The following is a 25,589-nucleotide window of genomic DNA, read 5'->3' on the forward strand; positions in this document are numbered from 1 at the left end:
GGCTCGTAATCCAAATAGGTGTCTAAAAAGCTACGACAGAACAGTTGTTTATGGTCCCTGCTGCCCAGTTTGATCATCACTTGCATAACCCCCAATGAATTCAATCTGTATTTGATGGTTCCCTAATAAACTGCAGATTTCATGGTTCTAAAGATCGCTGACTCCCCCCTCCGGAGAGGGAGGGAATCGATTCAGGCCACTCAAACCTTGAGGCGATACTTTATAACCTCAAACTTTAGCTGCTGCCTCAGTTTGTCGCTCTTTCAAATAAGCAAAGAACTCCCGCCCTTCCCGCAGACGACGAACCAACATTTGTGGGTCTCCCAGCATTTCACCCACAATCGGAATAATCGCTTGAGGTCGGAAGTAGAAGCGGCGATACATGCGCTCGACAGCATCCTCAATGGCGGCACTGGAAAGATTGGGATAGGCCAAGGTTGAGGTTTGAATCCCTGAATCTGCGAGTAGAGAGGTGTCGCTAAACCAGTTATTCTCTTTGGCTTGGGCGTAAAGGGCCGTACCGGGATAGGGGGCCGCAATCGAAACCTGAATGGTATGAGGATTCACCTCACAAGCAAACCGAATCGTTTCTTCGATAGTTTCCTGGCTTTCGTTGGGAAGGCCAATAATGAAGGTGCCGTGGACGGTGATACCGAGTTTGCGGCAGTTGGCCATAAATTTTCGGGCCACCTCAAGCTTGATGCCCTTATTGATGCCGTCTAGAATCTGCTGGTTGCCCGATTCAAACCCCACTAACAATAGCCGGAGTCCGTTATCCCGTAGCTGCTTGAGGGTGTCGTAATCCAGGTTAGCCCGAGCGTTGCAGCTCCAGGTGAGTTTTAGGCGCTTGAGGTGTTCACTAATTGCGATCGCACGCGGTTTATCAATCGTAAACGTATCGTCATCAAACATATATTCCCGCACCGTATCCCCGAACAGATACTTGGCCTGCTCCATTTCTTTGCCCACGGCCTCGGGACTTTTAGCGCGGTAATTATGGCCACCAATCGTTTGGGGCCACAAACAGAAGGAGCACTTAGCGGGACAGCCACGCCCGGTATAAAAGGAAATATAGGGGTGGAGAAGGTAGCCGATAAAATACTTTTTGATATCCAGGTCACGAGCATAAACGGGCAGGACACTAGGCATGGCATCCCAATCATGGATTAGGTCACGCTCGGGATTGTGCTGAATTTGATTCTCTGGGTCGCGATAGCTGAGCCCCTTGATTTCTGATAGAGGCAGGCCTTCGGCCACATCTTTGCAGGTATAGTCAAATTCGTTGCGACAGACAAAATCAATAATGGGGTTATCCCGCAGAGTTTCTTCCGGTAAAACGGCAACGTGGGCACCAATAAAGCCAACCTGAGTGCTCGGTTTTTGAGCCTTAATCGCTTCCGCACATTTAACATCATTGGCCAGGGAAGGGGTGCTGGTATGCATAATCACCAAGTCATAATCCTTGGCGACCTTCAGCACATCCTCGACGGTTTGTTCATGGGGAGGGGCATCAATCAGCTTACTTCCCGGCACTAAGGCTGCAGGTTGGGCCAGCCAGGTGGGATACCAAAAGGAAGTAATTTCGCGTTTGGCCTGATATCGAGCGCCAGCACCCCCGTCAAATCCATCAAAAGAGGGGGGACTCAAAAATAAGGTTTTCTGCATAGTTTCACTCCTCACTTACAGATGCGTCACAGCGAAGTTTCTAGCGTTAGAAACATCAATTGAGGACCATCCCTCAAATGCCCAGAACACTGAAGCCACCATAGCGTATCAAAAACTGGCCTGGCATGGCCGTGGGTTCTGTCTCGGTTGCAGTTGATTTATCCAGTCGGGATAGATATTATGGCAGTTCTGCTCCTTGAGGTACCAAACGTTAGTTTTAAATTGCATTCTAGATGGGTTTTCAACCGTCTGATTCAACCAGCAGAACAGATATTTTCTTCAAATCGCTATTATTGGGGGCCACCGCTCGATATTCTGTGATCACGATCAGTTAAAGGATGAGATATGGTTTCGGTTGGGGTGTTTATAGATTTAAGATGGCACCAAGCCGCAGGCGGGCATGTCAAATGCTGGGAATCCTTTGCCAAAGTCGCAGCCACATTACCTGAAGAGCTAACACTAAGCCTGCATTTTTTAGGGGACCAAGAGCAGGTTATCGAACTCTCTCCCAATGTTCGCTACGTTTTGCATCCCCCTCGGTTTAGTACTGAACGCCTGACCTTCCTAAAGGATGTTCCCGGACATACAGATATTGCCCCATCCAATCCCTCTCTCATTCCTTATTTGGAAAAGCTAGATATTGTCCATATCACCCACCCTCAGTTCACCTTTGGGAAGACGGCCAAACGATATTGTCAGCAACAAGGCAAACCCTTAATCGCTTCAATTCATACGGATACACCAGAATATTCTCGAATCTATACAGAACAGGCCCTGGAGAAACTCTTTGGCCAGGGATGGTTCAATCATTTGCTGTCCCAACAGCTGCAAATTCCCCGGCGGTATAAGCAGTTGATGGTGGCTCGGCAAAAGCGCTACTGGCAGTCCTGCGCTCATGTGCTGACGGCTCAGCCCTCTGACTTTGGGGTAGTCAATGGCGTCTTACCCAAGTCACAAATTTCCCACCTCCGACGGGGCATTGATAAGGAATTGTTTCATCCTCACCATCGCGATCGATCGGGGCTGGAACAAACCTACAACATCCCTCCTGGGAAATTTCTGCTGTTATTTGTAGGGCGTTTAGATGCCTGCAAAAATATCCTTACCTTTGCCCAAGCGGTGAAGATCCTGCTGGATCAGGGGCTGCCCGTTCATGGCCTTGTCGTCGGTCAGGGCAGTAGCGATCAGGAAGTGCAGGCTATCCTGGGAGACCATGTGACCTTAACAGGAACGATTGACCATGATCAGCTAGGTCCCATCTTTGCCAGTGCCGATCTGTTTGTGTTTCCCTCCCAAACGGAGACTATAGGCAATGTGATTGTGGAAGCGAAAGCGTCGGGGTTACCTGTGATTATTTCTAGTCACGGCGGCGCGTACCAGTCAGTACAGGCATCTGGGGAAGATGGCATTGTGATTGAAGACGATTTGCCCGAGACTTGGGCGGGTGCGATCGCAACCCTATATCACGACCCAGATCAGCTCGCCCAGATGAAACAAGCCACCCTTGCCCATATTGATCAGCATTGGCCCACGTGGCTAGAGGTGTTGCAAAATGACTTGCTGCCCGTTTGGCAGACAGTGGCTGCGATTCCAGGCCGAGTCACCAAACGACCTTAGATTTAGAAAGATTTAGGACTTTCCCAAAGAGCCATCCTTTAGTATGAAAGATGGGGACTACACTTTTTTATCTGTTCTTCAGCGGCTGCATCTCTGAGCAAGACTATGACCACAACAACTTCCGAACCCACTCAGGCCATGACGGCTGATAAGCGCGGGTTACCCGTCACTGTTATTACAGGCTTTCTGGGCAGCGGCAAAACAACCCTGTTAAACCATATTCTCTCCAACCAAGAAGGTTTAAAAACGGCTGTTCTGGTCAATGAATTCGGTGAAATTGGCATCGATAATGACCTCCTGATCACCACGGGTGAAGATATGGTGGAGCTGAGCAATGGCTGCATCTGCTGCACCATTAATAATGACTTAGTTGATGCCGTTTATAAGGTTCTGGAACGGTCCGACAAAATCGACTATCTCGTTGTTGAAACGACAGGCTTGGCTGATCCTTTACCGGTCGCCTTAACCTTCTTAGGCACTGATTTGCGGGATGTGACGCGCTTGGATTCAATCGTCACGGTGGTCGATTCTGAAAACTTCAGTCTGGATCTGTTCAATAGCGAAGCCGCCCAAAGCCAGATTGCCTATGGCGATATTATTTTGCTTAACAAAGCTGATCTGGTAGATGAAGCAGATTTGGATCTGCTAGAAGTGCGGGTTCGGGAAATGCGAGAAGGTGCTCGGATCATTAGAACCACCAAAAGTCAGGTTTCCTTACCGCTGATTTTGAGTGTCGGGCTATTTGAATCCGATAAGTACTTTGAAGATGATCACGACGATCATGGGCACGGTCATAGCCACGATCACGACCATCACGATCACGGCCACCACGACCACCACGATCATGGACACGACCACGATCATCACGACCACAGCAACTGCGACCACGATCACGGTCATTGCGAGCATGATCATGACCACCATTCCCATCATTTAGATAACGATGGGTTTACATCCCTCTCTTTCCAGAGCGATCGCCCCTTCTCAGTGCGAAAGTTTCAGCATTTCTTGGATGAACAACTTCCCCTCAACGTTTTCCGTGCCAAAGGGATTCTGTGGTTCGATGAAAGTGAGAAACGCCATGTCTTTCACCTAAGTGGTAAGCGATTCTCTCTAGATGATGAGGACTGGAGAGGCGAGCCCAAAAATCAGTTGGTGTTAATTGGCCAAAATTTGGATCATGAAAAGTTGCGATCGCAAATCGAAAACTGCTTAACCACCGTTTCTAACAATCGCAGTAAAGGATTTGGCTAGAACCTCGGTTTAAATCAGCGGCGTCATTAGAGAAGTGTTGATACCATCCGCGATGGCCAGTCCAAGCCCCCTCTTATTAGAGCAGTCCACCGTTAACTTAGTTGAGATCTTCTCCGCTATCCAAGGAGAAGGTCTTAATGTGGGGACAAGGCAAATTTTTATTCGCTTTGGTGGCTGTGATCTGCGGTGCCACTTCTGCGATAGTGCCCATACTTGGACTGCAAAACCTACCTGCCAAATTGAGCAATCCCCTGGCTTGCGGGACTTTGTCACGCACCAAAATCCTGTCACCCTTCCCCAAATCTTGCAGTGGCTAAACGCTCAAGATCAGCCCGGCCTTCATGACAGTATTAGTTTGACGGGAGGAGAGCCTCTCCTTCATGCCGCCTTCTTAGCGGTATTATTACCTCGCATCCGCCATCAAACTCAGTTGCCACTCTACTTAGAAACCGGAGGGCACCACCCAGACGCCTTGGCGCAGCTATTACCTTACCTAGACAGTGTGGGGATGGATCTGAAGTTACCCAGCGTGAGTGGTGAGTCTCACTGGGACCAACATGGCCGCAGTCTAGAGCAATGCCACCAGGCTGCTGTAGACGTGTTTTGTAAGCTGATTATTTCTGCCCAAACGCAGTGGTCAGACTTGGTTACGGCTGCTCAGCTGGTTGCTGATATTAACCCGACGATTCCGATTTTTTTACAACCGGTAACGCCTTTATCGGCTCATCATCCGGTCCAACCGCCTACGCCGAGCCAAGTCCTGACATGGCAATCAGACTTAAAACAGATCTGCCCCCATATTAGAGTCATCCCCCAAACCCATAAATTTATGGGGCAACTTTAAGGGGTTTTGGTTTGCAACCAGTTTTTCAAATCCGCTTCATGGTTGAAGTCTAACAGTGCTTCTCCCAAGTCTTCGACTTGGTTCACAGGCAAACGTCGGACTTGGGCCTCCAGCTCGGGGTTAAGCTCACCGATGCGTCGTTTTAACAGCCGAAAAACGAGGGTGAGAGCCTCCCGCTCTGCCCCTTGCTGTTGCTTTTCCTGGGTGTTATTGGCCAGCAAATTGGTAATTCGCTCCCGTTCTAATAGCCCCATCCGTTCCAGTTCTGTCTGCAACATCTGCTCCTCAGCAGGGCTCAGTTTAAGGAACACTTCAATAAACTCAGAAACCACCTTGACATGCTTGGCATCTAAACGCAAATTTGTGAGCAATCTGAGACATTCAGCCTTAACAACGGGACGATCAAAGGTTTGCACATTCATCATTGGCATTAATGCCGCAGCTACTGGGTTACGCCGTTGTGAAAAGTCACGCCAGTTTAATCGATGCAGTTGGATGGCGACAAAGCTAAAGTCTAGAACTCGGCGATCCACAAACTCGACGCGATACCCATTGGTGTCTAGAGGTTGGGAAGTCTCTGAAAATTGCAAAATAATCGGGTAGATGGGCAGATTATATTGCGCATCCAAACGGGCAAAGGTGTGAAAAACACGGCGCTCAGATTTAATGGCGGCTTCTGTGGACTGGTCTAAATGCACCCAAAAACAGGACTCTTGGCCTCGCATTTGGACCTGCACCAAAATATCAGAGCTTGATGCAGCCGCTTTGGAAGGCAGGGCAGCCTCTGGTTCTTCTTGCTCCTGCTTTTTTTGAGACCCTTCAGTTTCTAAGATGCGAATTGATTTAGGGTCAATGGCGACCGCAATTTTGGGAAAGAAGAGATCGACAAACTCCAGGAAAAAGGTTTTGAGTAAGTCTTTAAATAGACGATCGCGATCGACCATCGTTAATCTTGACCCCACAACTAAATCGTTTTTACCCTAACATCCTCAGGGGGGAATCACGATTTTCCGCTAAAAATAAGAACATTCTCGAGAGAAAAATCAGGGCACCTCCATCGTAAGGCTAAAAGCGCCTGATCTCGACTAGCCAGATAATTCAGCCTCTGCCAATCCCAGATAACGAATGCCTTCCAGGGTCAGTTCAAATCGACAAGGCAAGAGTTCTACACCTGAGGCCACGGCTTCTCTGAGCAATTTCCCATACTCGGGATCCGCCTGATCTCCGGGAGCAAAGGTGGTGCAATCGCCCCGATTGATAAAAAATAATAAACAAGCTCGAGCTTCCGGTAACATCGCCGCCAGTTCGCGAATATGTTTTTGGCCACGGGTGGTCACGGTATCGGGGAACAGTGCCTGCTTGCCGATAGCCCAAGTTGCACTTTTGACTTCCACATAAACGGGCCGGGTTTCTGAGCCTGTGAGCAGAAAATCAATCCGGCTGTTCTCCTGACCATAGCGCACCTCAGCTTTAACCTGTTCGTAGTCGCCTAAAGTGGGTAACAGATGTTGATGGAGCAACTGCTTGACAACCACGTTGGGAAGATGAGTATTCACACCCACCCAAGTGGGGTAAGTGTCACAAACCTCGATCATTTCCCAGGTATAGGCTAATTTTCGTTTGGGGTTGTTGCTGCGAGAGATCTGAACCCGACTATTGGGGGTAGAAATTCCGGTCATGGGGCCTGTATTCGGACAATGCGCCGTGACCACCTCTCCCGTTTCTAATTCAATATCGGCGAAAAAGCGTTTGTATCGCTTGATCAATGTTCCTGACATTAAGGATGGGTATTGATAGAGCCAAGCCATGTTAATCTTGCCACTCGGGAATACGGGCTGGACTGACTTTAACCCATCCGTGCAGGATTGTCTCCAAGAGGCATGACAAAAATAATCGACCTCCGATGGACAGATGTCTACACAGGAGGCCGATCAGCACCAATAAGGAGAGAGACTAGCTAGGGACTAGCTGGCTAGCTGGCAGCGATGTACTCCCGTACTTCGCCTTTACGACGGCGTAGATAATCCAGCGCCTGTCGCTCAAGTTGACGAACGCGCTCTCGGCTAAGGCTCAGCTGCTGCCCTACTTTAGCAAGGGATAATTCCTTGCCATTGTTCAGGCCAAATCGCAGCATTAAGACATCCCGTTGCTGAGGGGTTAACTCCTTAAGCAACTGATGAACATCATCGCGCAGCGCTTCTGTGGTCGTAAATTGCTCCGGCGACTGACCATCATCCTCTAGCAAGTCCCGCAACTCGGTATCTTGATTGTCACCCACTCTTAAATCTAGGGAGATGGGCTGACGGGCAATGGTGAGATAATCTCGGATTTGGCTGGGCTCTAGCTCCAATGCCTCGGCGATTTCACTCGGGGTTGCACTTCGACCGAGCTTTTGCGATAACTCACGCTGGGCTTTTTTGATCTTGTTTAGTTTCTCGGTGATATGGATGGGCAAGCGAATGGTGCGGGCTTGTTGTGCGATCGCACGGGTGATCGCCTGCCGAATCCACCAATAGGCATAGGTCGAGAACTTGTAACCCCGGGTCGGATCAAATTTTTCGACGCCTCGTTCTAGCCCCAACGTCCCCTCTTGAATCAGGTCGAGAAGTTCAAGATTGCGCTTCTGATATTTTTTAGCTACTGAAACGACCAGCCTTAGATTCGCTTCAATCATCTTTTGCTTGGCCTGTTGCCCTTCATTCAGCGTGAATTGAAGCTGAGCTGGGCTAAGGTTTGCTTTCTCTGCCCACTGCTCTACAGAAGGTTCATGCCCTAAGTCATCGATTAAGGTTTGCTGCAAGTCTAGCAGGGCCATCATGGCCTGTACTTGCTTACCAAAAATGATTTCTTGCTCATGAGTCAACAAAGGCACTCGACCAATCTCATGAAGATAGGTACGAACCATATCTGTTGTTGAAGACACAGAGACAGCCTGCTTTCTGGCTTTGGTATTGGACATGGACTTGAGCTACCTCCTTTAGGAAGGTGATGTTGTCTGTAGGACTATCTAATTTCAGTAAAAGTGGCTAAATAAAACAGGAATAGAATGGAGTCAGTGGATCAAAGACGAAGTCAGTATGAGTTTGTTCTCCCATAATAGGCCATTTTTTCAGGCTTGGTCAAAGCCCCAAAGATTCGGTAAACCGTATCCGATGGGTACATCTTTGCTGAACCTCCACATTGTTGTCGATTATTAAGCCATCAACCTTGCACTCATCGACCTCGTATTTTGAGACTGCTTTGTAGCTTATTAAGTTTCAAATCCACTACATCTTCGCCTATGTATCTGAAAATAGACTGAGAGTTAGGTATATATCAGCTTATGATCCCTAGCTAACCACTATTACCTAACCTTTACTGAACGCTGATATACGGCATAGCGTACCCAAGACAGAGAAAAATTTTCACTTCATGCCCAAGCTTGATACTCATTTCAACATTCGTCAGCTTGAGCGGTGGTCATCGTTGATTTTTGAGGGCTGAGAACTTGATTAACGCCCGATCCCCCATGGCTAGTGAAAATGCCAAGGATTCAAGATTCGTACTATTATGATTAAGTAACTTAAATAAGTGTTACAAAATAACTTAATTAGTTGCTAATTGTCGCCTTCTGACTTTAATTCTATCGAGTTCCAATGAAACGTAATCTTGTTCGTCGAGTATTGGTTGCTGGTATCGGTCTGGTACTCAGCTTTGGTCTTTGGGGGGCTTTCCTCCCTGCCCAAGCGTTCGATGCACCAGAGCTATTACCTAAAGAACCGACGTCTATCGTCGATTTAGCACAAGCCTTGACGAGCGTCCAAAAAAGTAGACTGGACGAAGACTTAGGGGATTTTGAACAAGAGACAGGCTGGAAGTTAAGAATCTTGACGCAATATGATCGCACGCCAGGTCGAGCGGTCAAAGATTTTTGGAACTTGGATGAAAAAAGTGTGCTTTTAGTCGCTGACTCTCGGGGCGGCAATATTCTCAATTTTAATGTGGGTGATTCTGTCTATCAGCTGCTACCGCGCACCTTCTGGGTAGAATTGCAGACTCGGTTCGGTAACCAGTACTTCGTCCAAGAGAATGGCGAAGATGAATCTATTATTCAAGCCATTAACTCTGTCAAGACTTGCCTGAATCAAGGCGGCTGTCGAGTGGTGCCTGGTCTACCCAAGGAACAGTGGATCTTTACCCTGATTACCTCTGTCATCGGTGGGATCATCTGCGGATTTTCTGCCCACCCTCGTAAACCCGATCAAGTGTTTGCTTGGCAGTGGATGTTGATTTTCTCGCCGCTATGGGGCATTTGTTTCTTTTCCTTCGGGATTGGTCCTGTGATTGCCCGAACGTCCGAGTGGTTGCCTATTTTTAGGAATGTGGCGGGCTTCTTGGTGGGGTTCTTAATTGCCTTTTTAACCCCTATCTACAAAGCACCTCCCACCTCCGAAGCTTAAGGGCGTCTGTAGGATTAAATAATTTAAATTCCTGTAATTAAGGCACAAATCCATATCCCAGCTAGCTTTTGCAGTTTTGGACACTGAACATCTCAAAAATCTTGGGATATAGTTGGAATCTGGGGGCATCGCATTCAAGTAAGTGCCTAGTGACTGTAACGAAGAAACGCCAAACCGACCTACACCGATTGAAAGAGATCTTTCAGTCCATTACTGCTGCCAGTTGTCCATCCACCTACAACTTTCACCTTCATACCCTCCATTCTGACGGGCGCCTAGAGCCCCAGCATTTGATTGAGCAGGCGATTCAAAGGGGTCTGACCAGCTTGGCGATTACCGATCATCATAGTGTTGGTGGGTATCGGCACGCCTTAGATATTCTTCAATCCCATTCCCAAACGAGTTCCCAGCCGTTACCTTACCTTTGGCCAGGGATCGAAATTACCTCCTCATTGTTGGAAACACAAGTTCATATTTTGGGCTATGGCTTTAATCCCAACCATTCTGCGCTACAGCCTTATCTGATGGGTTCAGCTCCAACAGGGCACGAAGCTCAAGCCAACCAAGTGATTTCCGCACTCCATCAAGCCGGGGGACTCGCGGTCTTAGCCCATCCTGCTCGATATCGGCGGTCGGTTAAAGAACTCGTGGGCGCAGCCGTCCAAAATGGGATTGATGGGATTGAAACCTTTTATTGCTATGGCAATCACGATCCGTGGGAGCCTAGTCCGTCTCAAACTCATGCGTTGATGCGACTCGCCAGTCAGTACCGCTTACTGCAAACCTGCGGCACCGATACTCACGGTTTAGATATTTGTCGCCGCCGCTAACTGGGATCACACCCCATGCAGAAATTGGAATTTTCGCTTGAAGGGGCTGCTGCCAGGGTCGATCGCTGGCTGGCCGATCAGATCGATTCATTGTCGCGATCGCATATCCAAAAACTGATTGAACAGGGCCATGTCCACATCAATGATCAGGTCTGCACCGCTAAGAAATCTGCTCTGCAACCAGGCGATCAGGTTCAGGTTCAAATTCCTGCCCCCAAGCCTTTGGCGCTCGATCCCGAACCGATGGATCTAGAGATCCTGTTTGAGGATAAACATCTGCTGATCGTCAATAAACCGGCAGGCCTTGTGGTCCATCCCGCCCCAGGTCATGCAACAGGCACCCTCGTGCATGGTTTACTCGCCCATTGCTGCACGGACAAGGGGTCTTCTCTCTCGGGGATTGGTGGCGTTGAGCGCCCTGGGATTGTCCATCGACTGGATAAGGATACCAGTGGGGCCATGGTCGTTGCCAAAACAGACTACACCCATCAACATCTTCAGGCCCAAATTGCGGCAAAAACGGCCCGCCGTGACTATATCGGTATTGTCTATGGCCGCCCGTCTTTGCTCCAAGGCCGGATGGACTTCCCTATTGGTCGCCATCCTGCAGATCGGATCAAAATGGCAGTGGTCCCAGAAGACCAAGGGGGTAAAGCCGCGGCGACCCGCTGGCAACTTTTGCAACCCTTAGGCAATTATGCGTTAGTAAAATTTCAGTTGGAAACCGGACGCACCCATCAGATCCGAGTGCACTGTGCTCGGATGGGGTGGCCGATTGTGGGTGATCCGCTCTACAGTCGCGGCCGAGCATCTGTGGGGGTGAATTTGTCTGGACAAGTTCTGCATGCCTGGCGTTTATGTCTAGAACATCCGATTTCCCAAGACAAATTGGAGGCTCAAGCTCCTTTGCCCACCGACTTTACTAAATTACTCCAGCGCCTCCAACGGCAGGCGAATGTGGGTTCGTTTCCCCTTACCTAATTATCTTTAAAGCAGATCACTCTGCTTATAGCCTGCGTTGGAGTTGAAGGGCCTGCTGGAGCTGGTGTTGATACTCCTTCTCTGAAATGGTGTAGGCACCAAATCGGGCTAGATGAGGGTTCATAATCTGGACATCAAACAGGAGAAACTGTTGCGATCGCAAATGTTCCACTAACTTCACCATCGCCACCTTCGAGCCTTCAGGAATATTAAAAAACATCGATTCACCAATAAATACCCCACCGATGACAAGGCCCAAAATCCCACCTGCCAGCTGATCTCCCTGCCAGGTTTCATAGCTGTAAGCCCAACCCGCTTGATAGAGGGCCAGATAAATGTCCTTCAGTTCACCGGAAATCCAGGTGGATTCTCGATTGGCACAGCCATTGACCACCCCTACAAAATCCCGATTAATGGCTGGGGTAAACCGATTTTGATTCAGGTAACGACGCAGCGATCGCGGATAGCGAAACTGCTCATCTAAAGGCATTAATGTCCGGCTTTGGCTGGAATACCAACCGAGTCCCTCGCCGTTATCCATCAAAAAATAGCCCTGGCGGTACCCAGCAATAATCTCGACCGGATTGATCTGCAACATCTCATTGTCTCAATGGTTTTGGAGGCATTTGCTAGTGAATGGCGTCAGCAGAACCCTCAAGAAGAGGATTTGCGGTTCCGACGGCACCGCTCAGAACAGTAGATCACGTCTTCCCAGCAGTTTCGCCATTTCTTCCGCCAGGTAAAGGGCAAGCCACATACCGGACAAATCTTCGTCGGTAAATCACGTTTTCGAGTCGCCATCCTCACTCCAAATTTCCCGTCTTTGGACTCAATGCGTCAGAGGATATCATCGGGATTAATCCCTTGGGTCCTCAAATACTCAGCTAATTTTTCAGCCCGCTGCGACGCTGCATTAGCTCGCTGAGATTCTGCATTAGCCCGCTGAGATTCTGCATTAGCTCGCTGGCGCTCGGCCTGCAATTGGGATTGAACGTGCTGAATGGTTTCTTCTGGAGTGGGGAAAGATTGTCCTTGCTCGTCATACCAACACAACAGCTCCTGCTCAATTCCCCCAAAGACTTGCTGACAACGTCCTATCCCCAAGCCCACTTCAGGTAACCAAAATGGCTCTCCGATTTGGAGATGATAGGTCCCCTGATCCAACTTGTAGACCTCAAAGGGCTGGTGGCGATCCCGTTGCCAGAATTCGGGATTATAGATGACATAATACAGAACGCCCAATTTGGCATAGATAGCCATTTTCTCGGCATATTCGCCACCGGGCTGATGAGAAACCATTTCTAAGGTCAGGATGGGGACAATATCCTGTTCTTCCCAGGTGGCATAGCTCCGGCGAGACTTGCCGCCCTTCTTACGCTCTACCCCCAAACTTAAAAATCCATCGGGTACCACTGGTACCTTAGGACTCACACCAGTGGTATGGTAGATCGCCATATCCACCCCGAAGTACCAATCCATGCGATCTGCCCAAAGATTGCACAGCATAAATAGCAGCAAGTTGGGCAGCAAATTTTGGTCTTCGTTATCCACAGGGGTATCGTCTGAGCAGGGTAACTCTGCAGTACTCGGTAAGTTGGTATATAGAGGCTGGGTAACCATCGGTGGTCCGCTGCTGATGGACATCGCTTCTTCAATTATAAAGAGCAAATTCTGGCAGGCTCAACGCCATCTCTCGCTCTCTCTGAGATCCACGCTACGGCCTGAGCACGCTCAGTAGACTAGGCAAAGAAGACGTGACCTTGGGTCATTAAATATCGAATTTAGGCGTCCAAAGATCCCTGAATTTTGGCATTAAAGCCAAACACTTGCCGTTGCCCGACCAATGGCACTAAAGTCACATCTCGCTGATCCCCAGGTTCAAATCGCACGGCAGTGCCTGCTGGAATATCAAGGCGCATGCCTTTGGCCTGTTCACGCTCAAAGGCAAGGGCAGGATTAACCTCATAAAAGTGGAAGTGAGACCCCACCTGGACTGGACGATCACCTGTATTAGCCACGGTGAGGACTAGAGTAGGCCGTCCGGCATTCAGTTCAATATCACCCGCTTCAGGTAAAATTTCACCCGGAATCATAACTATCCCTCAAGTTTGCTTGCTAGCAACTGTACGGCACTTTTGGATAGAGATCTAGGACTTCGCATTTGTCTAGTGCTAAGCGATAGGGTGATGCACGGTAACTAACTTCGTCCCGTCTGGAAAAGTGGCTTCTACCTGGACTTCAGGAATCATTTCAGCAATTCCCTCCATAACGTCTTCTCGACTGAGAAGAGTCGTGCCATAACTCATTAACTCAGCAACGGTGCGCCCCTCTCGTGCCCCTTCTAAAATACCCGCCGTAATATAGGCCACCGCTTCCGGGTAATTGAGCTTGAGTCCCCGTTCCTTGCGTCGTTCCGCAAGCAATGCTGCCGTAAACACGAGCAATTTGTCTTTTTCCTGAGGCGTAAGTTGCATGGATTACCTCGTTTTAGAGTGGCCAAACGCGGGGTGGACAGGCCGGTCGTCCCAGATAGGTAGACCGCAACAGATTCCACACTTGTATAAACCATTGTCGGGCGGTTTGACTAGAGGGGCCACGATATCGGCAAATTAGCCCCAAGGGTAATCGAGTCACCCCCACTACTGTAGTGGGAGGGGAGGCAACGGTTTGCCAAAGATGGCGAGCAGCTTGTACAGTATCGGTTTCGACAGCCTGTCCGACCCAAATAAAGCTGCCCACTACAGGCTGTCCTGCTAAGCCGTGTGGACTCTGCCAAACCTCGGGTCGCCCAGGTAACCACTGCTGATCAATCCATAGAGGAGTGCCTTGTTGCCAGATCTCCAGATGCGATCGCCAATCGCCTTGCATAAATTGCTCACCTCGGGCACTCCGACCAAACCGGGTGATCTCCCAGCCCCCGTAGACAGCACCGGGACCTAACTCAATCTGCATGGTCTGACGGAAGCGAGCTTGCTCAAACAGAATGGTTTCTAGAGGCAGCCATTCCAAGATCGCGCCTGCTGCCAACCGACATTGGATAGTTTGCTGGACGTCTAAACCATTGGAACGATAGACTTTCCCGGCAGCCGCTGTTGTCAGCAAGGCGTGAGTTTGAGATTGTAGCTCGATATCCATAGAAAGGCGATCCCCCCCCACCATGCCTCCCGCCGTATGCATCATCACACTATGACAAACCTCTGGACCTTCGGGATAAAAGGGACGTTGGAGATTTAGAGGCGCTTGATGATAGCTTTGCTTTACCTGGCTCTGCTGATTGCGGCTGCCATACAACAGGTTGAGCTGACCATGCCAACCCGAGGCGTCAGGTGTTGAGGGGATATCAAGTTGCTGCATTCACCTATTTTAGGTATGAAAGAGGTATCGATAGCGTATCACTGGTTTCTTCGGGATATTCAAGGCATTCCTGATCTTCTATTTTGGTAAGAACTCACTGTCCAAGATTTGCTCTATGGAATAGAGGCAATCTTTGGGGAAAGTACTATCATCCAGCCCTGTCTCATCTATAGCGTCTTCAACAGCATCTTGATAAGACTCTGGCAAGCACTGGAAGAGATAGTTCTTAAGGGAAGGATATTTCCGAATAAGACGGCGAATCTGTTTCCTGGCATTTTTAATAGACCCAGACCAACTGCTCGATTGCTGAGTGGGTTGGTATTGCCATTTGAGCAAATGCATTAGAAGCACGGTGAGATGACTACTCAAAGCATCTCGATGCCGATTACCCAAATCCTCTACCTCTTCAATCAAATTGACTAGATCTATCTCATCAAAACGTTTGGCCCGAAGTAGTTCAGCCATGCGATCCGCCCAAGCCACAACGTCAATCTCATACAATTGCTGACTTGATGACTCAGAGCTAGAGAGTTGGGGACTGGTCATATCTTTACCAATCAAATGAGCTATTTGCCTTTATTATGCTGTTATTTTCTTCTGTGACGACAGAGGTTAGATGATCGACCTATTCTTGATTTGCCAAACTACTGAATCAAGACATTTTTCGCTGATACATAGATATCTAATTAGGGGATGCCTTGTACTCCTGCTGGCTGTCTGCCTTGACCAGGGTTTGGAAGTCCACCGGGTCTTTGCGGGCCACAGGAAGAGATAAAGGGAATGGGAATACAACCACCAACACCAATTCTAGGGCCACTGTTGGGTCGCGTCTTTTCTTCTTCTGGCAGCTCTGGGACGGGGGCACAGAGTTTTGTCAGTTCTGAGGCGTCAGCAATAGTCGATTGCTCAGCCACTGCCTTCGCTGTTTCTTCCCGAATAACGAACAAGGGCGATTGTACTTCTGTGGGTTCTTGGGCGACCAGTTGTTCTTGCTTGGGGTCTAATACTGCACTCATCGGGCAGGCTTGGTAGAAGGCGGGCAGACTAAAGGATTTGACGGGACCGACAACGTTATCTTTAATTTCGACTTGCTCACCTGCTTTCAGCCGAATTTGTCCGGCTCCATCATCATTGGAGACAAAGATAGGCCGACCGAGTTTTTCAGTTAACGCACTCACGATGGTTGTATTTTGAGTGGAGTCATGGCGGACTGTTAGGGCTGTACCAAAGGCGACGATTTTGGCCGTCGGCGTAATCACCGTCGTAATCCCCTGTCCCGGCTGAATCATCGATAAAACCAACCCATGCTTGAGCTGAAAGCTCCGGGTATTGGGGACAAAAAAGAACTTAGCGTTGGCATGTACCCGAAACAAAGTGCCTTCATTAAATAGCAGCTTGGCCCAAGCGCTGGATCCTGTTTTAAGGATATCCATCGGCACCATCACGTCACCGATTTTGGCAAGGCGAGGCTTTTTCTTAACTTTCTCTAATTGAACTTGGGAGTCAAAGTCATAGACTTTGGCACTGGTTAAGTTGGTGCCTGCCAATACGGGCTGCGAAAACGCTCCAAAGAGAATACTGCCCGCAAAGGCTCCGGTCAGCCATCGCGTCCCTTTTAACCCCATTCTTAAAATCCTCAGTAATATTCCTAATAAAAAGCTAGCCTTGCCTGCTGAGATATGGCAATTCCCTCATCTTGATCTGCAAAGATATGAAGGGATTTATTTTGAGGAACTGCTTAACTGGACGTTTAGATAGTTTGGAAAGTTCCTAGTGCCAATATATCTAGACATGAAAGGTTGCATATAGTGCAGATAGAGATTATGACTGACCATCCTTTGATGATGATTTTTGTAGAATCGATGCTACTTATTCTTGACTGGTCAATTTCAAAAATCTTTATAAGTATGTCTTGTACTTCCCTTTTGTTCATGTACCAAGGTCTCAGCTTTTAATATGGTTTGATCTTGAAATGGAACGAAATTAGATAGGGATTTTATAGGGGAAATAGTAGGTATGTTCAACTCAGCTATATTTAAAGTAGCTTAGTTATCGTTTCTGTCATAAATTGAAAGCTAATTTCAGTTGAGTTTGCTATTGCTTAAAGTCTGCAATGTTTGAAGACTTTTTAGTAAGTCAGCACAGCGAAAAACCATTGCAGCACGGCTATCTACGTTAAGTTTGGCAAAGATACGCCGTAGATGGGTAGAAACAGTCCATTCACTAATGTGAAGTTGTTTAGCAATTTGCTTATTTTGTTGGCCTTGGGCTACAAGATGGGCAATTTGCAATTCTCTCTCAGTTAATAGTTTTGGGATATTAGCAGTTGATTCTGTAGTTTTAATCTCAATAATGGCGCAAGATTGTCCGTTAATTTCAAATTGGCAAATCTCTGTGCAATTAGAAAAGTTCAGTTCAGCTTTCGATTTACTGTAAGAAGCATCTGAGAAACTGGATGACTTGAAAATCTCACTTAAAACCACTAGATAGAGGCTATTCTCGATTTTGAATTCACTAATAATGCAAGAAGATTTTAATCTATCCAGGAAATTAGCAGATTCGCCCAGCATAAATTGATCGGCCATGGCATTGCCCCTAGATCTGTTAGGAATGATTTACTTTTGCAGATATGCACCGATTTGAGATTGCCTAGGACTCATGTCTATAAAGACATATGAAAGAAAATCAAATAATTCAACTAGACGGTATAAAAACAGTCATTTAAGTTATCAGTACTAATTTAGGATATTACGCAAGAATATGGAATAAATAGCAAATAATCTAAATATCCATCGGAATTTCACAATAGATATCATGAACAGAAGCTTTATTTATTATCAATTTAATCTCATGTATAGGAGTTAAATCTCGCTTGATTCAGCTGTTAGTAAGTTAGGATACTTCAAATAAGGTAGCTTTTTTAGGTGACAGCAGGATTGATGTCAAGCAAGTAAAAATTGGTAATGATATAGATCTATTGATCGCCTCCCAAACTGGTACACCAAATTTATATCGATTGATTAGCAGGCTAATTACTATACCGAAAAAACATGCCCATTCACTTTCGATTCAATTACTTATACTTTTTTGCTAGGCTAAGTAGAAGATTCTGAATGCTTGCTGGTGTCACTTCCCAGTCACTTTTAAGTACTTGTTGGCCTGCTACATCTATTGCTTGATCTGAGAACCTCATTTGAACATGTGACTGTAATAACATTATCCAAGAATTAATAACTTCATCCCCAATATATAAAAAATCATTATTATTATCTCTATATTCTTTAAGTGCATCAATCATAAATTTTAATTCTTGTAAAGTTAAGTCTCTTGAAAAATAGTTGTCTTTACTAGCAGCATTTATATTAGTCCTGTCCTTAGTATTTGTTAGCAAATCCATTATTCTATACAAGTTCAATTTTTCTATTGACAATTCAGATCCCTTTTTATTATTTGCACTGGACTTTAATATATATATAGCTTGTGAAATAAAAATTGAAGCCCACCTTTTACGAAAATCATCATGATATTCCCATTTTGTTTCAACTACAGAAATTGCAGTACTCCTTAAAAAAGGATCCCGACCAAACCATTCTAGAGAATTAAATAGTATCTCCCATTTTTCTCTTCTATTACTAATTTTAGCTTGGTTATTTGCCAAAACAGATGAGCCTACTACTCCAGCTAAACCTATACCTGCTGCAATAATTGCTGAATCCAAAGAAGGAAAAGAGAACATATTACTGCTAGAATCTTTGCTTGAATATTCTTCTAGTGAAATAACTCTTAAATTAAATCCGAAAGAAATATATATTAACAAAGCTAAAAGCAGAGCAAATATCTGCCGCTTTTGTATATTTTTCATCAACATATAGAACCTGATGTAAAAAAACTTCGGCCTTCATATGATCAAGACTAAAACAACTTGAATAGCAAGTAATAAGTTGATTTTCGCTAGATTAGCTATCACTTGAATAATTCTGAAATTTTTGATTTCACAGTAAGCCAGCACAGCGAAAAACCATTGCAGCGCGGCTATCTACGTTAAGTTTGGCAAAGATACGACGTAGATAGGTAGAAACGGTCCACTCGCTAATATGAAGTTGATTGGCAATTTGCTTATTTTGTTATCCTTGAGCTACAAGATAGACAATTTGTAATTCCCTTTCAGTTAGCAGTTTTGGGATATTTGATGTTGATTCTGTATTTTTAATCTCAACGATGGCACAATACTTTCCACTGATTTCAAAGTGACAAACAATTTTGTAATTGGATAATTTCAGTTCAGCTTGTAATTTTTTGTCAATATTATCTGAAGAGCTGGAGAGCTTAAAAGTCTCATCAGTAATCACTAAATAGTCACTATTCTTGATTTTGAATTCACCAATAATATGTGAAGACTTGAGTCTGTCTAGGAGACAAGCAGATTTACCCAGCATCAATTGATCGGCCATGGCATTGCTCCCAGATCAGTTAGGAATGATATATTTTTGCAGATATGCACCGATTGGAGAGAACCTAAGACTTGTGTCTATCAAGCCATTTGAAAAAATTAAATGATTCAGATAGACGACAGACAAATAGCTATTTAAGTTATCAGTACTAATCTATAGATATTACGCAAGAGTATGGAATAAATAGCAAATAATCTAAATATCTATCAGATTTTCACTTTGGATATTATGAACATAGACTTGAGTTATTACCTATTTAATCTCATGTGCAAGAGATAGATCTTGCTTGATTTAGCTGTTAGTGAGTTAGGAGACCTCAGATAAGGTAGCTCTTTTAGGTGATAGCAGAATTGATGCCAAGTAAGTAAAAGTTGATGCCATAGATGATAAAACTGAGTTTTATAGGACATTAGCCTGATTTAGAAAAATTCCAACTCTTTTTCTTAGTTTTTGGCTAATTCCTAGCCAAGCCACATTGAAATTGACCTTTTTAGCTGAATTAAGCCATTTTCTGTAAGCTGCCGGAGAAATGTGCCATAGGCGTAAACCGCGAGCAGCATCAAGATTGCTTCCACCAGCGATTTTTACATTGCGAAATAGTTCAGCATATTTGCGGATAGGAAGTGCAATTTCTTCCAAGGTTGTGGCACCCCATGGCAATACACAGCCCCCCTTAGATTGACATCCAATCTTTGGATCTTTGGGTATCCAAGATTTCTGCTGCCGCCGAACTCCAGAAGCAAAGAGAGGAGTCCAAGCATCACGATTAAATTGGAATACACCCCATGCTGTAATTAGACCTTTACCTAGAGGTCTATCTTTAGGTGGACGTGCATCAAAGTTATTTGCTGGTAGTGCAAACGTTCCTCCACTTTCGGTTCGTGCCATTTGAACAATAGTCTGGACAAAAACTATTCCCAAGCCTTGGGCCTGAGCTAACCGTTGCACATGCGGTAGCGCTGCTCCCCTAGCACTGGTTTGTCTGACCCACGAAGGTAGACCTGGTGGACGCTTACTTTTCCATTTTCCACCATACTCTCGTCCTTGCAGCACCTTATAGGTAATAGAGGTAGGGTTGCCACTAGGGGGCGGTGAAACTGAAGTTTGCTGAAGGGCTGGTCGGACTAAATGGTTGCGAATGTTGAGCCACTCTCGAATAAGTTGTTGAGCGTTGGGCTCAGTGGTCCGGATTGCTTGGCCTCTCCTTTCGGGATGATGAGCAAAGAATATCATGTTTGTGAGCTTATTCTCTTCCCGGTTACCTGCCTGGATTGCCAGCCGCACAGCAAGATAATCTTGTCCCTTGCGCAATGCATCTTTAAGTCTGCTGAATAACGGCCCAATGAATTTCTCTAGGGTATTATCCAGTTCATCCAAGCCATCCTCGGAGTTAAGTGCATCTTCTAGCAAGTCGTCAAAATAATCATGCAACCAATCAGCTTGATCTAAAAATTTAATATTGTCCTCAAACAGCTCTCGGTCAAGTAGGGTACTCATTGTTTATCTCCCTAAATATATTTGTCCAACAATTAATCATGAGTATCGTTAAGTTGAACAACTGAAGCTATGGATTGTATTCCCAATGCCATGGTTCACGAATATAGGGGGAGAAACCAAAACGGTGTGCATTACACACCATCCATTTATATGGGGTATGCGAACGTTGCCATTTAACATTGGTAAGCTTTGAGCTTGCAGTTTTAAACCCAGGGGCATGACCGACTGCAATATCAACGGTACGTCCTGTTTGATGAGAACTACGTCCAGGGGGTGCAGTTGTTTTCCGTAAATCTCTAACCATAGAACCTGCATTACCTAGTCCCGGACAGCCTGTTTTTTGTAGTTCTTTTAGAAAACGATTCAGCCATGAACTTTTAGGATGAGGTATGGGCTGAGATTTGAGTGCTTTGGTGGTTCTATCAATGGCAGTGGCGACACATTTGAGCTTTGTACTGCTATAGCCAAGATTAGAGAACTTAGTCAAAAGCCGTTTGCGCCAGAGTCCAGCCTGGGTGTCATAGCCACGATAGCTGGAAAAGATAGCTAGATAAGGTGCAGGAATGCCATCTGCTCTTGCTGCTCTTAACAATCGTTGATAGGCCTGTAGCGCTTCTTGATTTAGTCGACCTTTTCGACCCTGGAACTGCAGCTCGGGAGGGATCAGTAGCAGATTTCTAGGCACGGCGGCTGTAATGCGTCGCTCACAGGTCTCACAGTCACCGCAACGAATACAACGGCCTCCAGAAGAAAGGGTACAAGCCTTTCCAGATTTTAGTTTAGTCTGTGAGGGCTGAGGAGTCCCACTCCCTGACGCTAAGGCTGGACGGACTATATGTTTGCGAATATCTAGCCATTCCTGCACTAGATGTTTATAATTCGGTTCTCCTTCACGAATCGGTTGTCCCTGTCGTTCTGGGTAACGCGCAAAGAACAATATATTCGTCAGCTTATTTTCATCTCGGTTACCTGCACTGATGGCCAGTCGCACAGCCAGGTATTCTTTACCCCGACGCAATGTATCTTTAAGCTTAGTGAGTAGAGGGCCAGCAAATCCATCGAGTTCATCCTCGAGCCAATCAAACTCATCATCAAGATCTAAGTAGAGATCGAAACTTGAATCCGCTAAATCATTATCTTGATCACGCCAATCTAATGCATATTCGGATTCAAAACCATCCTCAAGTAGCTGCTTGTAATTATCAGAACAAAGCAACTTATTGTTGACTCTGAGTCTATTTTTAAGACTATCTTTACCGCTTAGCTGAATCATTATATACCTCCATTTCCGAGGAATAAATAAAATAAATACACTGCGAAAAGTTTATATTATGTAAATAGATTTTATGCTATGCCTAGATATTCTAAATTCTTTTTTTTAATGCATAATTATTTTTTGTTCTTCTAATCAGACATGTTCAAGAAAACGAAGTTTTCTAGCGTCCATAAGCTATATCTTGGAGACACATAAAAGCATTATTAGATTTCCATCCACTATCAGTAACGTCTCCATCTGCGTATAAATGATAAGTTATCCGTTTTATGCAAGAATCATAAATAGGTGATGTAAATTTAAAGTTAAACTTTATATAAATAGCAGCTATATATTCATTAATATATGTCTCATATACCTTATTATCATCTTTGATTAAAGCATCAATGTGAATTCCATAACCGAGTACATCATCCTCATCAATTAGTTCAATAGAAACATTACCAATTGATGAGCCATTATACTCATAAGATACTTCAAATTCTGCTGACAAATAACTAGTATATGGATAAGGCGGAATAAATGGTAAAAATCTTTTAAGAACCATCCTGCCTTTTACATCAAAACTATTTGGTTCATAGCCTGTTCTATTGCCAAACTTCTTGGCATCATTATAAGGGTATTTCAATCCTTTCATCTGTGGAAGGTTGTATGAAATATCACCTTTTTGACCAGATATAAAATCAATAGCGAGACCAGCAGCTTCAACATAACCTGTCATTGTTTGACCTCTCTTTGACTACATAGATTATTTTGTTAAAGAGTAAAAAAATAATCTATTTGTAAGTTATTAAAGATAAGTTGCTTTAATTGGCGATTAATTTTAATTCATAGAAAGCGAATCAATGTAAACTGCTATCTTTTTGAGGTAGATATTTACATGATTAAAGTTTAACGACTTGCCTGTTTCTTTCGGCACAAAATATAAAATTTTGCATATTTTTCCACTATATGGAATTGTGTATCAATAGACCATTGCAGCTCCACTCTCAACCCTAAGCTTGGCAAAAATGCGATGTAAAGGTGTGGCAGCAGTCCACTCACTGATATGTAGCTGTTTCGCAATTTGTTTGTTGAGATATCCTTGAGCGACTAAACTAGCAATCTGTAATTCTTGCTCTGCCAGCAACTTAGGGATATCCAACTGGGAATTGGAAGAAGAGGATTTGGCCTCTAAAAGGATGCAGAGTTGATCATCTATAGGAAAGCGAGTGTTTTCTGAAAAATGAGAAATATCGAGTATCAAAAGGTAAGGATTTAATATTTTTTCTATATGCCGATTTTCAATCGTTTTTTCGATCACAATCACCAAACATGGCACTTCCCTAATCTTAAACTTGTTAATGACCTGCAGTACCTTAGAATACCTCGCACTGCATACAGTTTGATTTAACTCTTGGGCGTTTAACATTCTTCTAACCAAATTTCTGGACCTGTTTTTGACGAGTGATAATAGAAGTGGCCCTAGGTTGGGCAATCTGATGATGATATTGGCAAGCTGTAATAGGTTGATAGGACTTAGCCGGAGGGAGCATACGGAGGTCAAATAAGATGGCTAAGTTTGCTTGAGTTTCACGTACAGGTTCTAATTGGTGGGCTGGTCCCGTAAGGAGAGGAGTGATTCCGGGACCATGGCCGTTAACAGTGCTATCGCTGTGTACAACTACTCCGATTGTGTTTCTACCTCGTTTAACAGTTGGCCCAAATTGGCTATCCCCTTGAACAATCGCCACCAAATCTCCGAACCGCAATCGGTCCAACCGATAACGGTGGCGAGTCTGAACATCAAACAACTGAATATCTACATCTCCTCCCCAAGACACCGCTGTTGTTCCAAGCCCTGATCCCATCAGGACAGAAGGAATCATATGGGTTACGGGCACTTGTAGTCTTTTTCCATGAGAACGCAATTTCCATTTTTGCAACAAGGCAGGAGCACAGTTCATTGGAGTTATCTTTGGATAGTCCAACAACTGCAAGCCCAAGCCTATGCTATTGATCTGAATGCGATCGCCAATCCGCAACCGCTTTAGCACTGGAGTGGGAAAATCCACCATCACATGATCCACCCCACCATGCTTGCCTGTTACTAGGCCCCACTGCCCCTTACAAGGACCATTGATCACCTGGGCACGATTGCCCACACAGGCATAGGTAATCAATGCCAGGTTATTGCCTTTGCGACTGCCCGTGACTTCCCGATCATTATTGTGTAAAGAAACACCTGGCTCCACATGGTCACCCGCAAGACCCACACAGCGATCGCCAATGCGCTGGTTGATTGAAATTCCTCCCCCCGCAGGCAGAATCCGAGGTACCCCATCATGACCAATCCGATACGGATTGGCACGACCCACTGGATGGGCGATTTGACCCATCACCACAGACATAACCAAATCCTCTTGGTTAAGCCGTAGTCGGTTTCGGTTGCGAACTGAGCGACGTGTTTTCATCTTCTAGTGGAGACATAGGTAAGGTTTGGAGTGAATACCAATAGCCTTGAGCCGATTGCCAAGGATTGATTTCAGATGCAAGGGGGGGAAGACTAGCATCCCATTCAGACTCGAAGTCATCAGCAGTCATCTCAGTTTCAGCCCAAGGTGTTGCTCTCAAGCTGGGATGGAAAGCCGTAGGAATATCCAAGTGCAAAACGGCTAAGTGTAAATTTGGAGACCACAGCAGTTGTGGCAGTCCGGCATGGACAAACAGATGATGCCAATAGCGGCGGGCAATTGCAGCAATCGGATCATTGAGAGGACGACGTTGACAGGGAATCTGCCACCGTTCCAGGCAGTCCACGATGTAGGGTGGGTAATCAGGCTTCGGTGCACAGGTCAAAATCATCCCAGTTCCCAGGGTCGCCAGTAAAGCTACTGTTTCGCGGCAGGCCAAAGCAAAGGGTTGACTCCTGTCAGTAGAGCTAAGCTGAGGTTCAAGGGACTGAGCTAAGAATTCATAGTGCTGGATGATCGCTTCAGGATCCACACCGTCTTTAATCCAAGTGGGTAAGCAGGATTGACCGACTGCATCTCCCAACCAAGAAATTTTGAGTCCTGCTAAATCCGTTTTCAGTCGGATATGTTCCCAAGCATGAATAGCCTCCTGATCAAAATGAGGGGTCCAAGCATGTTGTAAGCGTTGATCAGGCTCGGTTAAAGTTTGTAGCTCAGCCTCAGATTGCTCTAGATAAAAATGGGTATTGTCCAGAATATGCCAGAGTTCTCTGGCAACCCAGAGTTCAACAAAATGGCCTAAATACCTAGCCAAAGCCAGTCCCTGTAGACCAGGACTCCCCAAAATCAACGTTGGGTCCAGAATACAAGTCCAGCGCTTTTGGCTGAGGGTGACGGAAAGAGTGGGAAACAAGGTATCCATATCAGATGG

Annotated in this window: 28 protein-coding genes; 6 read left to right on the forward strand and 22 right to left on the reverse strand. The window is 45.8% G+C overall.

What is annotated here, in order from left to right:
• Positions 1-228: 228 nt before the first annotated feature.
• Positions 229-1,665, reverse strand: coding sequence for a hopanoid biosynthesis associated radical SAM protein HpnJ (hpnJ, locus tag Q0986_RS19535; RefSeq protein WP_299414625.1), 1,437 nt, complete (start codon positions 1,663-1,665; stop codon positions 229-231).
• Between the two features lie 345 nt (positions 1,666-2,010).
• Here hpnJ and Q0986_RS19540 point away from each other — a divergent pair, with 345 nt between their 5' ends.
• The 3 genes from Q0986_RS19540 to Q0986_RS19550 all read left to right on the forward strand — a co-directional run bounded on the left by Q0986_RS19540 (position 2,011) and on the right by Q0986_RS19550 (position 5,380).
• Positions 2,011-3,282: a glycosyltransferase gene (locus Q0986_RS19540; RefSeq protein ID WP_299414627.1), complete on the forward strand. Its 1,272-nt coding sequence runs from the start codon at positions 2,011-2,013 to the stop codon at positions 3,280-3,282.
• A 105-nt stretch (positions 3,283-3,387) separates the two neighbouring features.
• The gene (locus tag Q0986_RS19545; protein WP_299414629.1) at positions 3,388-4,536 is read left to right on the forward strand and encodes a GTP-binding protein; all 1,149 of its coding nucleotides are present in this window, start codon (positions 3,388-3,390) and stop codon (positions 4,534-4,536) included.
• 52 nt (positions 4,537-4,588) lie between these two features.
• A complete protein-coding gene (locus Q0986_RS19550; RefSeq protein ID WP_299414631.1) occupies positions 4,589-5,380 on the forward strand; it encodes a 7-carboxy-7-deazaguanine synthase QueE in 792 nt (263 codons plus the stop codon).
• Here the strand turns inward: Q0986_RS19550 and Q0986_RS19555 are convergent.
• The 3 genes from Q0986_RS19555 to Q0986_RS19565 all read right to left on the reverse strand — a co-directional run bounded on the left by Q0986_RS19555 (position 5,377) and on the right by Q0986_RS19565 (position 8,339).
• Positions 5,377-6,342 (reverse strand): DUF4351 domain-containing protein, encoded by a 966-nt coding sequence (locus Q0986_RS19555; protein ID WP_299414633.1) that lies wholly within the window; start codon positions 6,340-6,342, stop codon positions 5,377-5,379. The two genes, Q0986_RS19550 and Q0986_RS19555, sit on opposite strands and share 4 nt — an antisense overlap.
• Before the next feature lie 123 nt (positions 6,343-6,465).
• Entirely contained in the window at positions 6,466-7,188 is a 723-nt protein-coding gene (gene sfsA / locus Q0986_RS19560; protein ID WP_299414635.1) for a DNA/RNA nuclease SfsA, read from the reverse strand.
• A 164-nt stretch (positions 7,189-7,352) separates the two neighbouring features.
• Complete coding sequence (locus Q0986_RS19565; protein WP_299414637.1) at positions 7,353-8,339, reverse strand: RNA polymerase sigma factor, RpoD/SigA family; 987 nt, start codon at positions 8,337-8,339, stop codon at positions 7,353-7,355.
• A 676-nt stretch (positions 8,340-9,015) separates the two neighbouring features.
• On the opposite strand from Q0986_RS19565, the gene Q0986_RS19570 reads away from it, so the two are divergent.
• From Q0986_RS19570 to Q0986_RS19580, 3 genes are all read left to right on the forward strand, one after another.
• The gene (locus Q0986_RS19570; protein ID WP_299414639.1) at positions 9,016-9,819 is read left to right on the forward strand and encodes a TPM domain-containing protein; all 804 of its coding nucleotides are present in this window, start codon (positions 9,016-9,018) and stop codon (positions 9,817-9,819) included.
• 149 nt (positions 9,820-9,968) lie between these two features.
• Positions 9,969-10,649 (forward strand): PHP domain-containing protein, encoded by a 681-nt coding sequence (locus Q0986_RS19575; protein WP_299414642.1) that lies wholly within the window; start codon positions 9,969-9,971, stop codon positions 10,647-10,649.
• Positions 10,650-10,664: 15 nt separating this feature from the next.
• Positions 10,665-11,630: an RluA family pseudouridine synthase gene (locus tag Q0986_RS19580; RefSeq protein WP_299414644.1), complete on the forward strand. Its 966-nt coding sequence runs from the start codon at positions 10,665-10,667 to the stop codon at positions 11,628-11,630.
• Positions 11,631-11,655: 25 nt separating this feature from the next.
• Here the strand turns inward: Q0986_RS19580 and aat are convergent, their stop codons facing one another.
• From aat to Q0986_RS19665, 18 genes are all read right to left on the reverse strand, one after another.
• Positions 11,656-12,228, reverse strand: a complete 573-nt coding sequence (aat, locus tag Q0986_RS19585) for a leucyl/phenylalanyl-tRNA--protein transferase (protein ID WP_299414646.1) — start codon at positions 12,226-12,228, stop codon at positions 11,656-11,658.
• 56 nt (positions 12,229-12,284) lie between these two features.
• Positions 12,285-12,431: a DUF2256 domain-containing protein gene (locus tag Q0986_RS19590; protein ID WP_299414648.1), complete on the reverse strand. Its 147-nt coding sequence runs from the start codon at positions 12,429-12,431 to the stop codon at positions 12,285-12,287.
• 36 nt (positions 12,432-12,467) lie between these two features.
• Positions 12,468-13,250 carry a Uma2 family endonuclease gene (locus tag Q0986_RS19595; RefSeq protein ID WP_366918633.1) on the reverse strand — a complete coding sequence of 261 codons (783 nt, stop codon included), beginning with the start codon at positions 13,248-13,250 and terminating at the stop codon, positions 12,468-12,470.
• 161 nt (positions 13,251-13,411) lie between these two features.
• Positions 13,412-13,723 carry an urease subunit beta gene (locus Q0986_RS19600; protein ID WP_299414652.1) on the reverse strand — a complete coding sequence of 104 codons (312 nt, stop codon included), beginning with the start codon at positions 13,721-13,723 and terminating at the stop codon, positions 13,412-13,414.
• Positions 13,724-13,801: 78 nt separating this feature from the next.
• A complete protein-coding gene (gene ureA / locus Q0986_RS19605) occupies positions 13,802-14,104 on the reverse strand; it encodes an urease subunit gamma (protein ID WP_299414654.1) in 303 nt (100 codons plus the stop codon).
• 13 nt (positions 14,105-14,117) lie between these two features.
• A complete protein-coding gene (locus tag Q0986_RS19610; protein ID WP_299414656.1) occupies positions 14,118-14,984 on the reverse strand; it encodes an urease accessory protein UreD in 867 nt (288 codons plus the stop codon).
• A gap of 78 nt (positions 14,985-15,062) precedes the next feature.
• A complete protein-coding gene (locus tag Q0986_RS19615) occupies positions 15,063-15,530 on the reverse strand; it encodes a DUF29 domain-containing protein (RefSeq protein ID WP_299414658.1) in 468 nt (155 codons plus the stop codon).
• A 140-nt stretch (positions 15,531-15,670) separates the two neighbouring features.
• Positions 15,671-16,609, reverse strand: coding sequence for a FecR family protein (locus Q0986_RS19620; protein ID WP_299414660.1), 939 nt, complete (start codon positions 16,607-16,609; stop codon positions 15,671-15,673).
• Positions 16,610-17,065: 456 nt separating this feature from the next.
• On the reverse strand, positions 17,066-17,569 hold the full coding sequence (locus Q0986_RS19625) for a LuxR C-terminal-related transcriptional regulator (RefSeq protein WP_299414662.1): 504 nt from the start codon (positions 17,567-17,569) through the stop codon (positions 17,066-17,068).
• Positions 17,570-18,057: 488 nt separating this feature from the next.
• Positions 18,058-18,852, reverse strand: coding sequence for a hypothetical protein (locus tag Q0986_RS19630; RefSeq protein ID WP_299414665.1), 795 nt, complete (start codon positions 18,850-18,852; stop codon positions 18,058-18,060).
• A 124-nt stretch (positions 18,853-18,976) separates the two neighbouring features.
• Complete coding sequence (locus tag Q0986_RS23060) at positions 18,977-19,096, reverse strand: LuxR C-terminal-related transcriptional regulator (protein WP_366918634.1); 120 nt, start codon at positions 19,094-19,096, stop codon at positions 18,977-18,979.
• Between the two features lie 12 nt (positions 19,097-19,108).
• Complete coding sequence (locus tag Q0986_RS19635; protein WP_299414667.1) at positions 19,109-19,435, reverse strand: hypothetical protein; 327 nt, start codon at positions 19,433-19,435, stop codon at positions 19,109-19,111.
• Between the two features lie 399 nt (positions 19,436-19,834).
• The gene (locus tag Q0986_RS19640; RefSeq protein WP_299414669.1) at positions 19,835-20,932 is read right to left on the reverse strand and encodes a hypothetical protein; all 1,098 of its coding nucleotides are present in this window, start codon (positions 20,930-20,932) and stop codon (positions 19,835-19,837) included.
• Positions 20,933-20,999: 67 nt separating this feature from the next.
• Positions 21,000-22,205 (reverse strand): D-alanyl-D-alanine carboxypeptidase family protein, encoded by a 1,206-nt coding sequence (locus tag Q0986_RS19645; RefSeq protein WP_299414671.1) that lies wholly within the window; start codon positions 22,203-22,205, stop codon positions 21,000-21,002.
• 163 nt (positions 22,206-22,368) lie between these two features.
• Positions 22,369-22,926, reverse strand: a complete 558-nt coding sequence (locus tag Q0986_RS19650; protein ID WP_299414673.1) for a hypothetical protein — start codon at positions 22,924-22,926, stop codon at positions 22,369-22,371.
• 243 nt (positions 22,927-23,169) lie between these two features.
• Complete coding sequence (locus Q0986_RS19655; RefSeq protein WP_299414689.1) at positions 23,170-23,514, reverse strand: helix-turn-helix transcriptional regulator; 345 nt, start codon at positions 23,512-23,514, stop codon at positions 23,170-23,172.
• A gap of 106 nt (positions 23,515-23,620) precedes the next feature.
• Complete coding sequence (locus tag Q0986_RS19660) at positions 23,621-24,595, reverse strand: DUF4438 domain-containing protein (RefSeq protein WP_299414675.1); 975 nt, start codon at positions 24,593-24,595, stop codon at positions 23,621-23,623.
• Positions 24,596-24,611: 16 nt separating this feature from the next.
• A complete protein-coding gene (locus Q0986_RS19665; protein WP_299414677.1) occupies positions 24,612-25,580 on the reverse strand; it encodes a hypothetical protein in 969 nt (322 codons plus the stop codon).
• Positions 25,581-25,589 lie beyond the last annotated feature (9 nt).

The sequence above is a fragment of the Acaryochloris sp. IP29b_bin.148 genome, from assembly GCF_028285565.1.
Taxonomy (GTDB): domain Bacteria; phylum Cyanobacteriota; class Cyanobacteriia; order Thermosynechococcales; family Thermosynechococcaceae; genus Acaryochloris.

Bases quoted from the DNA above. Each gene is read 5' to 3' on its own strand.
- Q0986_RS19640 (WP_299414669.1), bottom strand. From the start codon at position 20,932: ATGAGTACCCTACTTGACCGAGAGCTGTTTGAGGACAATATTAAATTT.
- Q0986_RS19580 (WP_299414644.1), top strand. From the start codon at position 10,665: ATGCAGAAATTGGAATTTTCGCTTGAAGGGGCTGCTGCCAGGGTCGAT.
- Q0986_RS19645 (WP_299414671.1), bottom strand. From the start codon at position 22,205: ATGATTCAGCTAAGCGGTAAAGATAGTCTTAAAAATAGACTCAGAGTC.
- Q0986_RS19625 (WP_299414662.1), bottom strand. From the start codon at position 17,569: ATGGCCGATCAATTTATGCTGGGCGAATCTGCTAATTTCCTGGATAGA.
- Q0986_RS19570 (WP_299414639.1), top strand. From the start codon at position 9,016: ATGAAACGTAATCTTGTTCGTCGAGTATTGGTTGCTGGTATCGGTCTG.
- Q0986_RS19620 (WP_299414660.1), bottom strand. From the start codon at position 16,609: ATGGGGTTAAAAGGGACGCGATGGCTGACCGGAGCCTTTGCGGGCAGT.
- Q0986_RS19565 (WP_299414637.1), bottom strand. From the start codon at position 8,339: ATGTCCAATACCAAAGCCAGAAAGCAGGCTGTCTCTGTGTCTTCAACA.
- sfsA (WP_299414635.1), bottom strand. From the start codon at position 7,188: ATGGCTTGGCTCTATCAATACCCATCCTTAATGTCAGGAACATTGATC.
- aat (WP_299414646.1), bottom strand. From the start codon at position 12,228: ATGTTGCAGATCAATCCGGTCGAGATTATTGCTGGGTACCGCCAGGGC.
- Q0986_RS19635 (WP_299414667.1), bottom strand. From the start codon at position 19,435: ATGGCCGATCAATTGATGCTGGGTAAATCTGCTTGTCTCCTAGACAGA.
- Q0986_RS19665 (WP_299414677.1), bottom strand. From the start codon at position 25,580: ATGGATACCTTGTTTCCCACTCTTTCCGTCACCCTCAGCCAAAAGCGC.
- Q0986_RS19630 (WP_299414665.1), bottom strand. From the start codon at position 18,852: ATGTTGATGAAAAATATACAAAAGCGGCAGATATTTGCTCTGCTTTTA.
- Q0986_RS19600 (WP_299414652.1), bottom strand. From the start codon at position 13,723: ATGATTCCGGGTGAAATTTTACCTGAAGCGGGTGATATTGAACTGAAT.
- Q0986_RS19545 (WP_299414629.1), top strand. From the start codon at position 3,388: ATGACCACAACAACTTCCGAACCCACTCAGGCCATGACGGCTGATAAG.
- Q0986_RS19590 (WP_299414648.1), bottom strand. From the start codon at position 12,431: ATGGCGACTCGAAAACGTGATTTACCGACGAAGATTTGTCCGGTATGT.
- Q0986_RS19540 (WP_299414627.1), top strand. From the start codon at position 2,011: ATGGTTTCGGTTGGGGTGTTTATAGATTTAAGATGGCACCAAGCCGCA.
- Q0986_RS19610 (WP_299414656.1), bottom strand. From the start codon at position 14,984: ATGCAGCAACTTGATATCCCCTCAACACCTGACGCCTCGGGTTGGCAT.
- Q0986_RS19550 (WP_299414631.1), top strand. From the start codon at position 4,589: ATGGCCAGTCCAAGCCCCCTCTTATTAGAGCAGTCCACCGTTAACTTA.
- Q0986_RS19615 (WP_299414658.1), bottom strand. From the start codon at position 15,530: ATGACCAGTCCCCAACTCTCTAGCTCTGAGTCATCAAGTCAGCAATTG.
- Q0986_RS19660 (WP_299414675.1), bottom strand. From the start codon at position 24,595: ATGTCTGTGGTGATGGGTCAAATCGCCCATCCAGTGGGTCGTGCCAAT.
- hpnJ (WP_299414625.1), bottom strand. From the start codon at position 1,665: ATGCAGAAAACCTTATTTTTGAGTCCCCCCTCTTTTGATGGATTTGAC.
- ureA (WP_299414654.1), bottom strand. From the start codon at position 14,104: ATGCAACTTACGCCTCAGGAAAAAGACAAATTGCTCGTGTTTACGGCA.
- Q0986_RS19595 (WP_366918633.1), bottom strand. From the start codon at position 13,250: ATGGTTACCCAGCCTCTATATACCAACTTACCGAGTACTGCAGAGTTA.
- Q0986_RS19650 (WP_299414673.1), bottom strand. From the start codon at position 22,926: ATGACAGGTTATGTTGAAGCTGCTGGTCTCGCTATTGATTTTATATCT.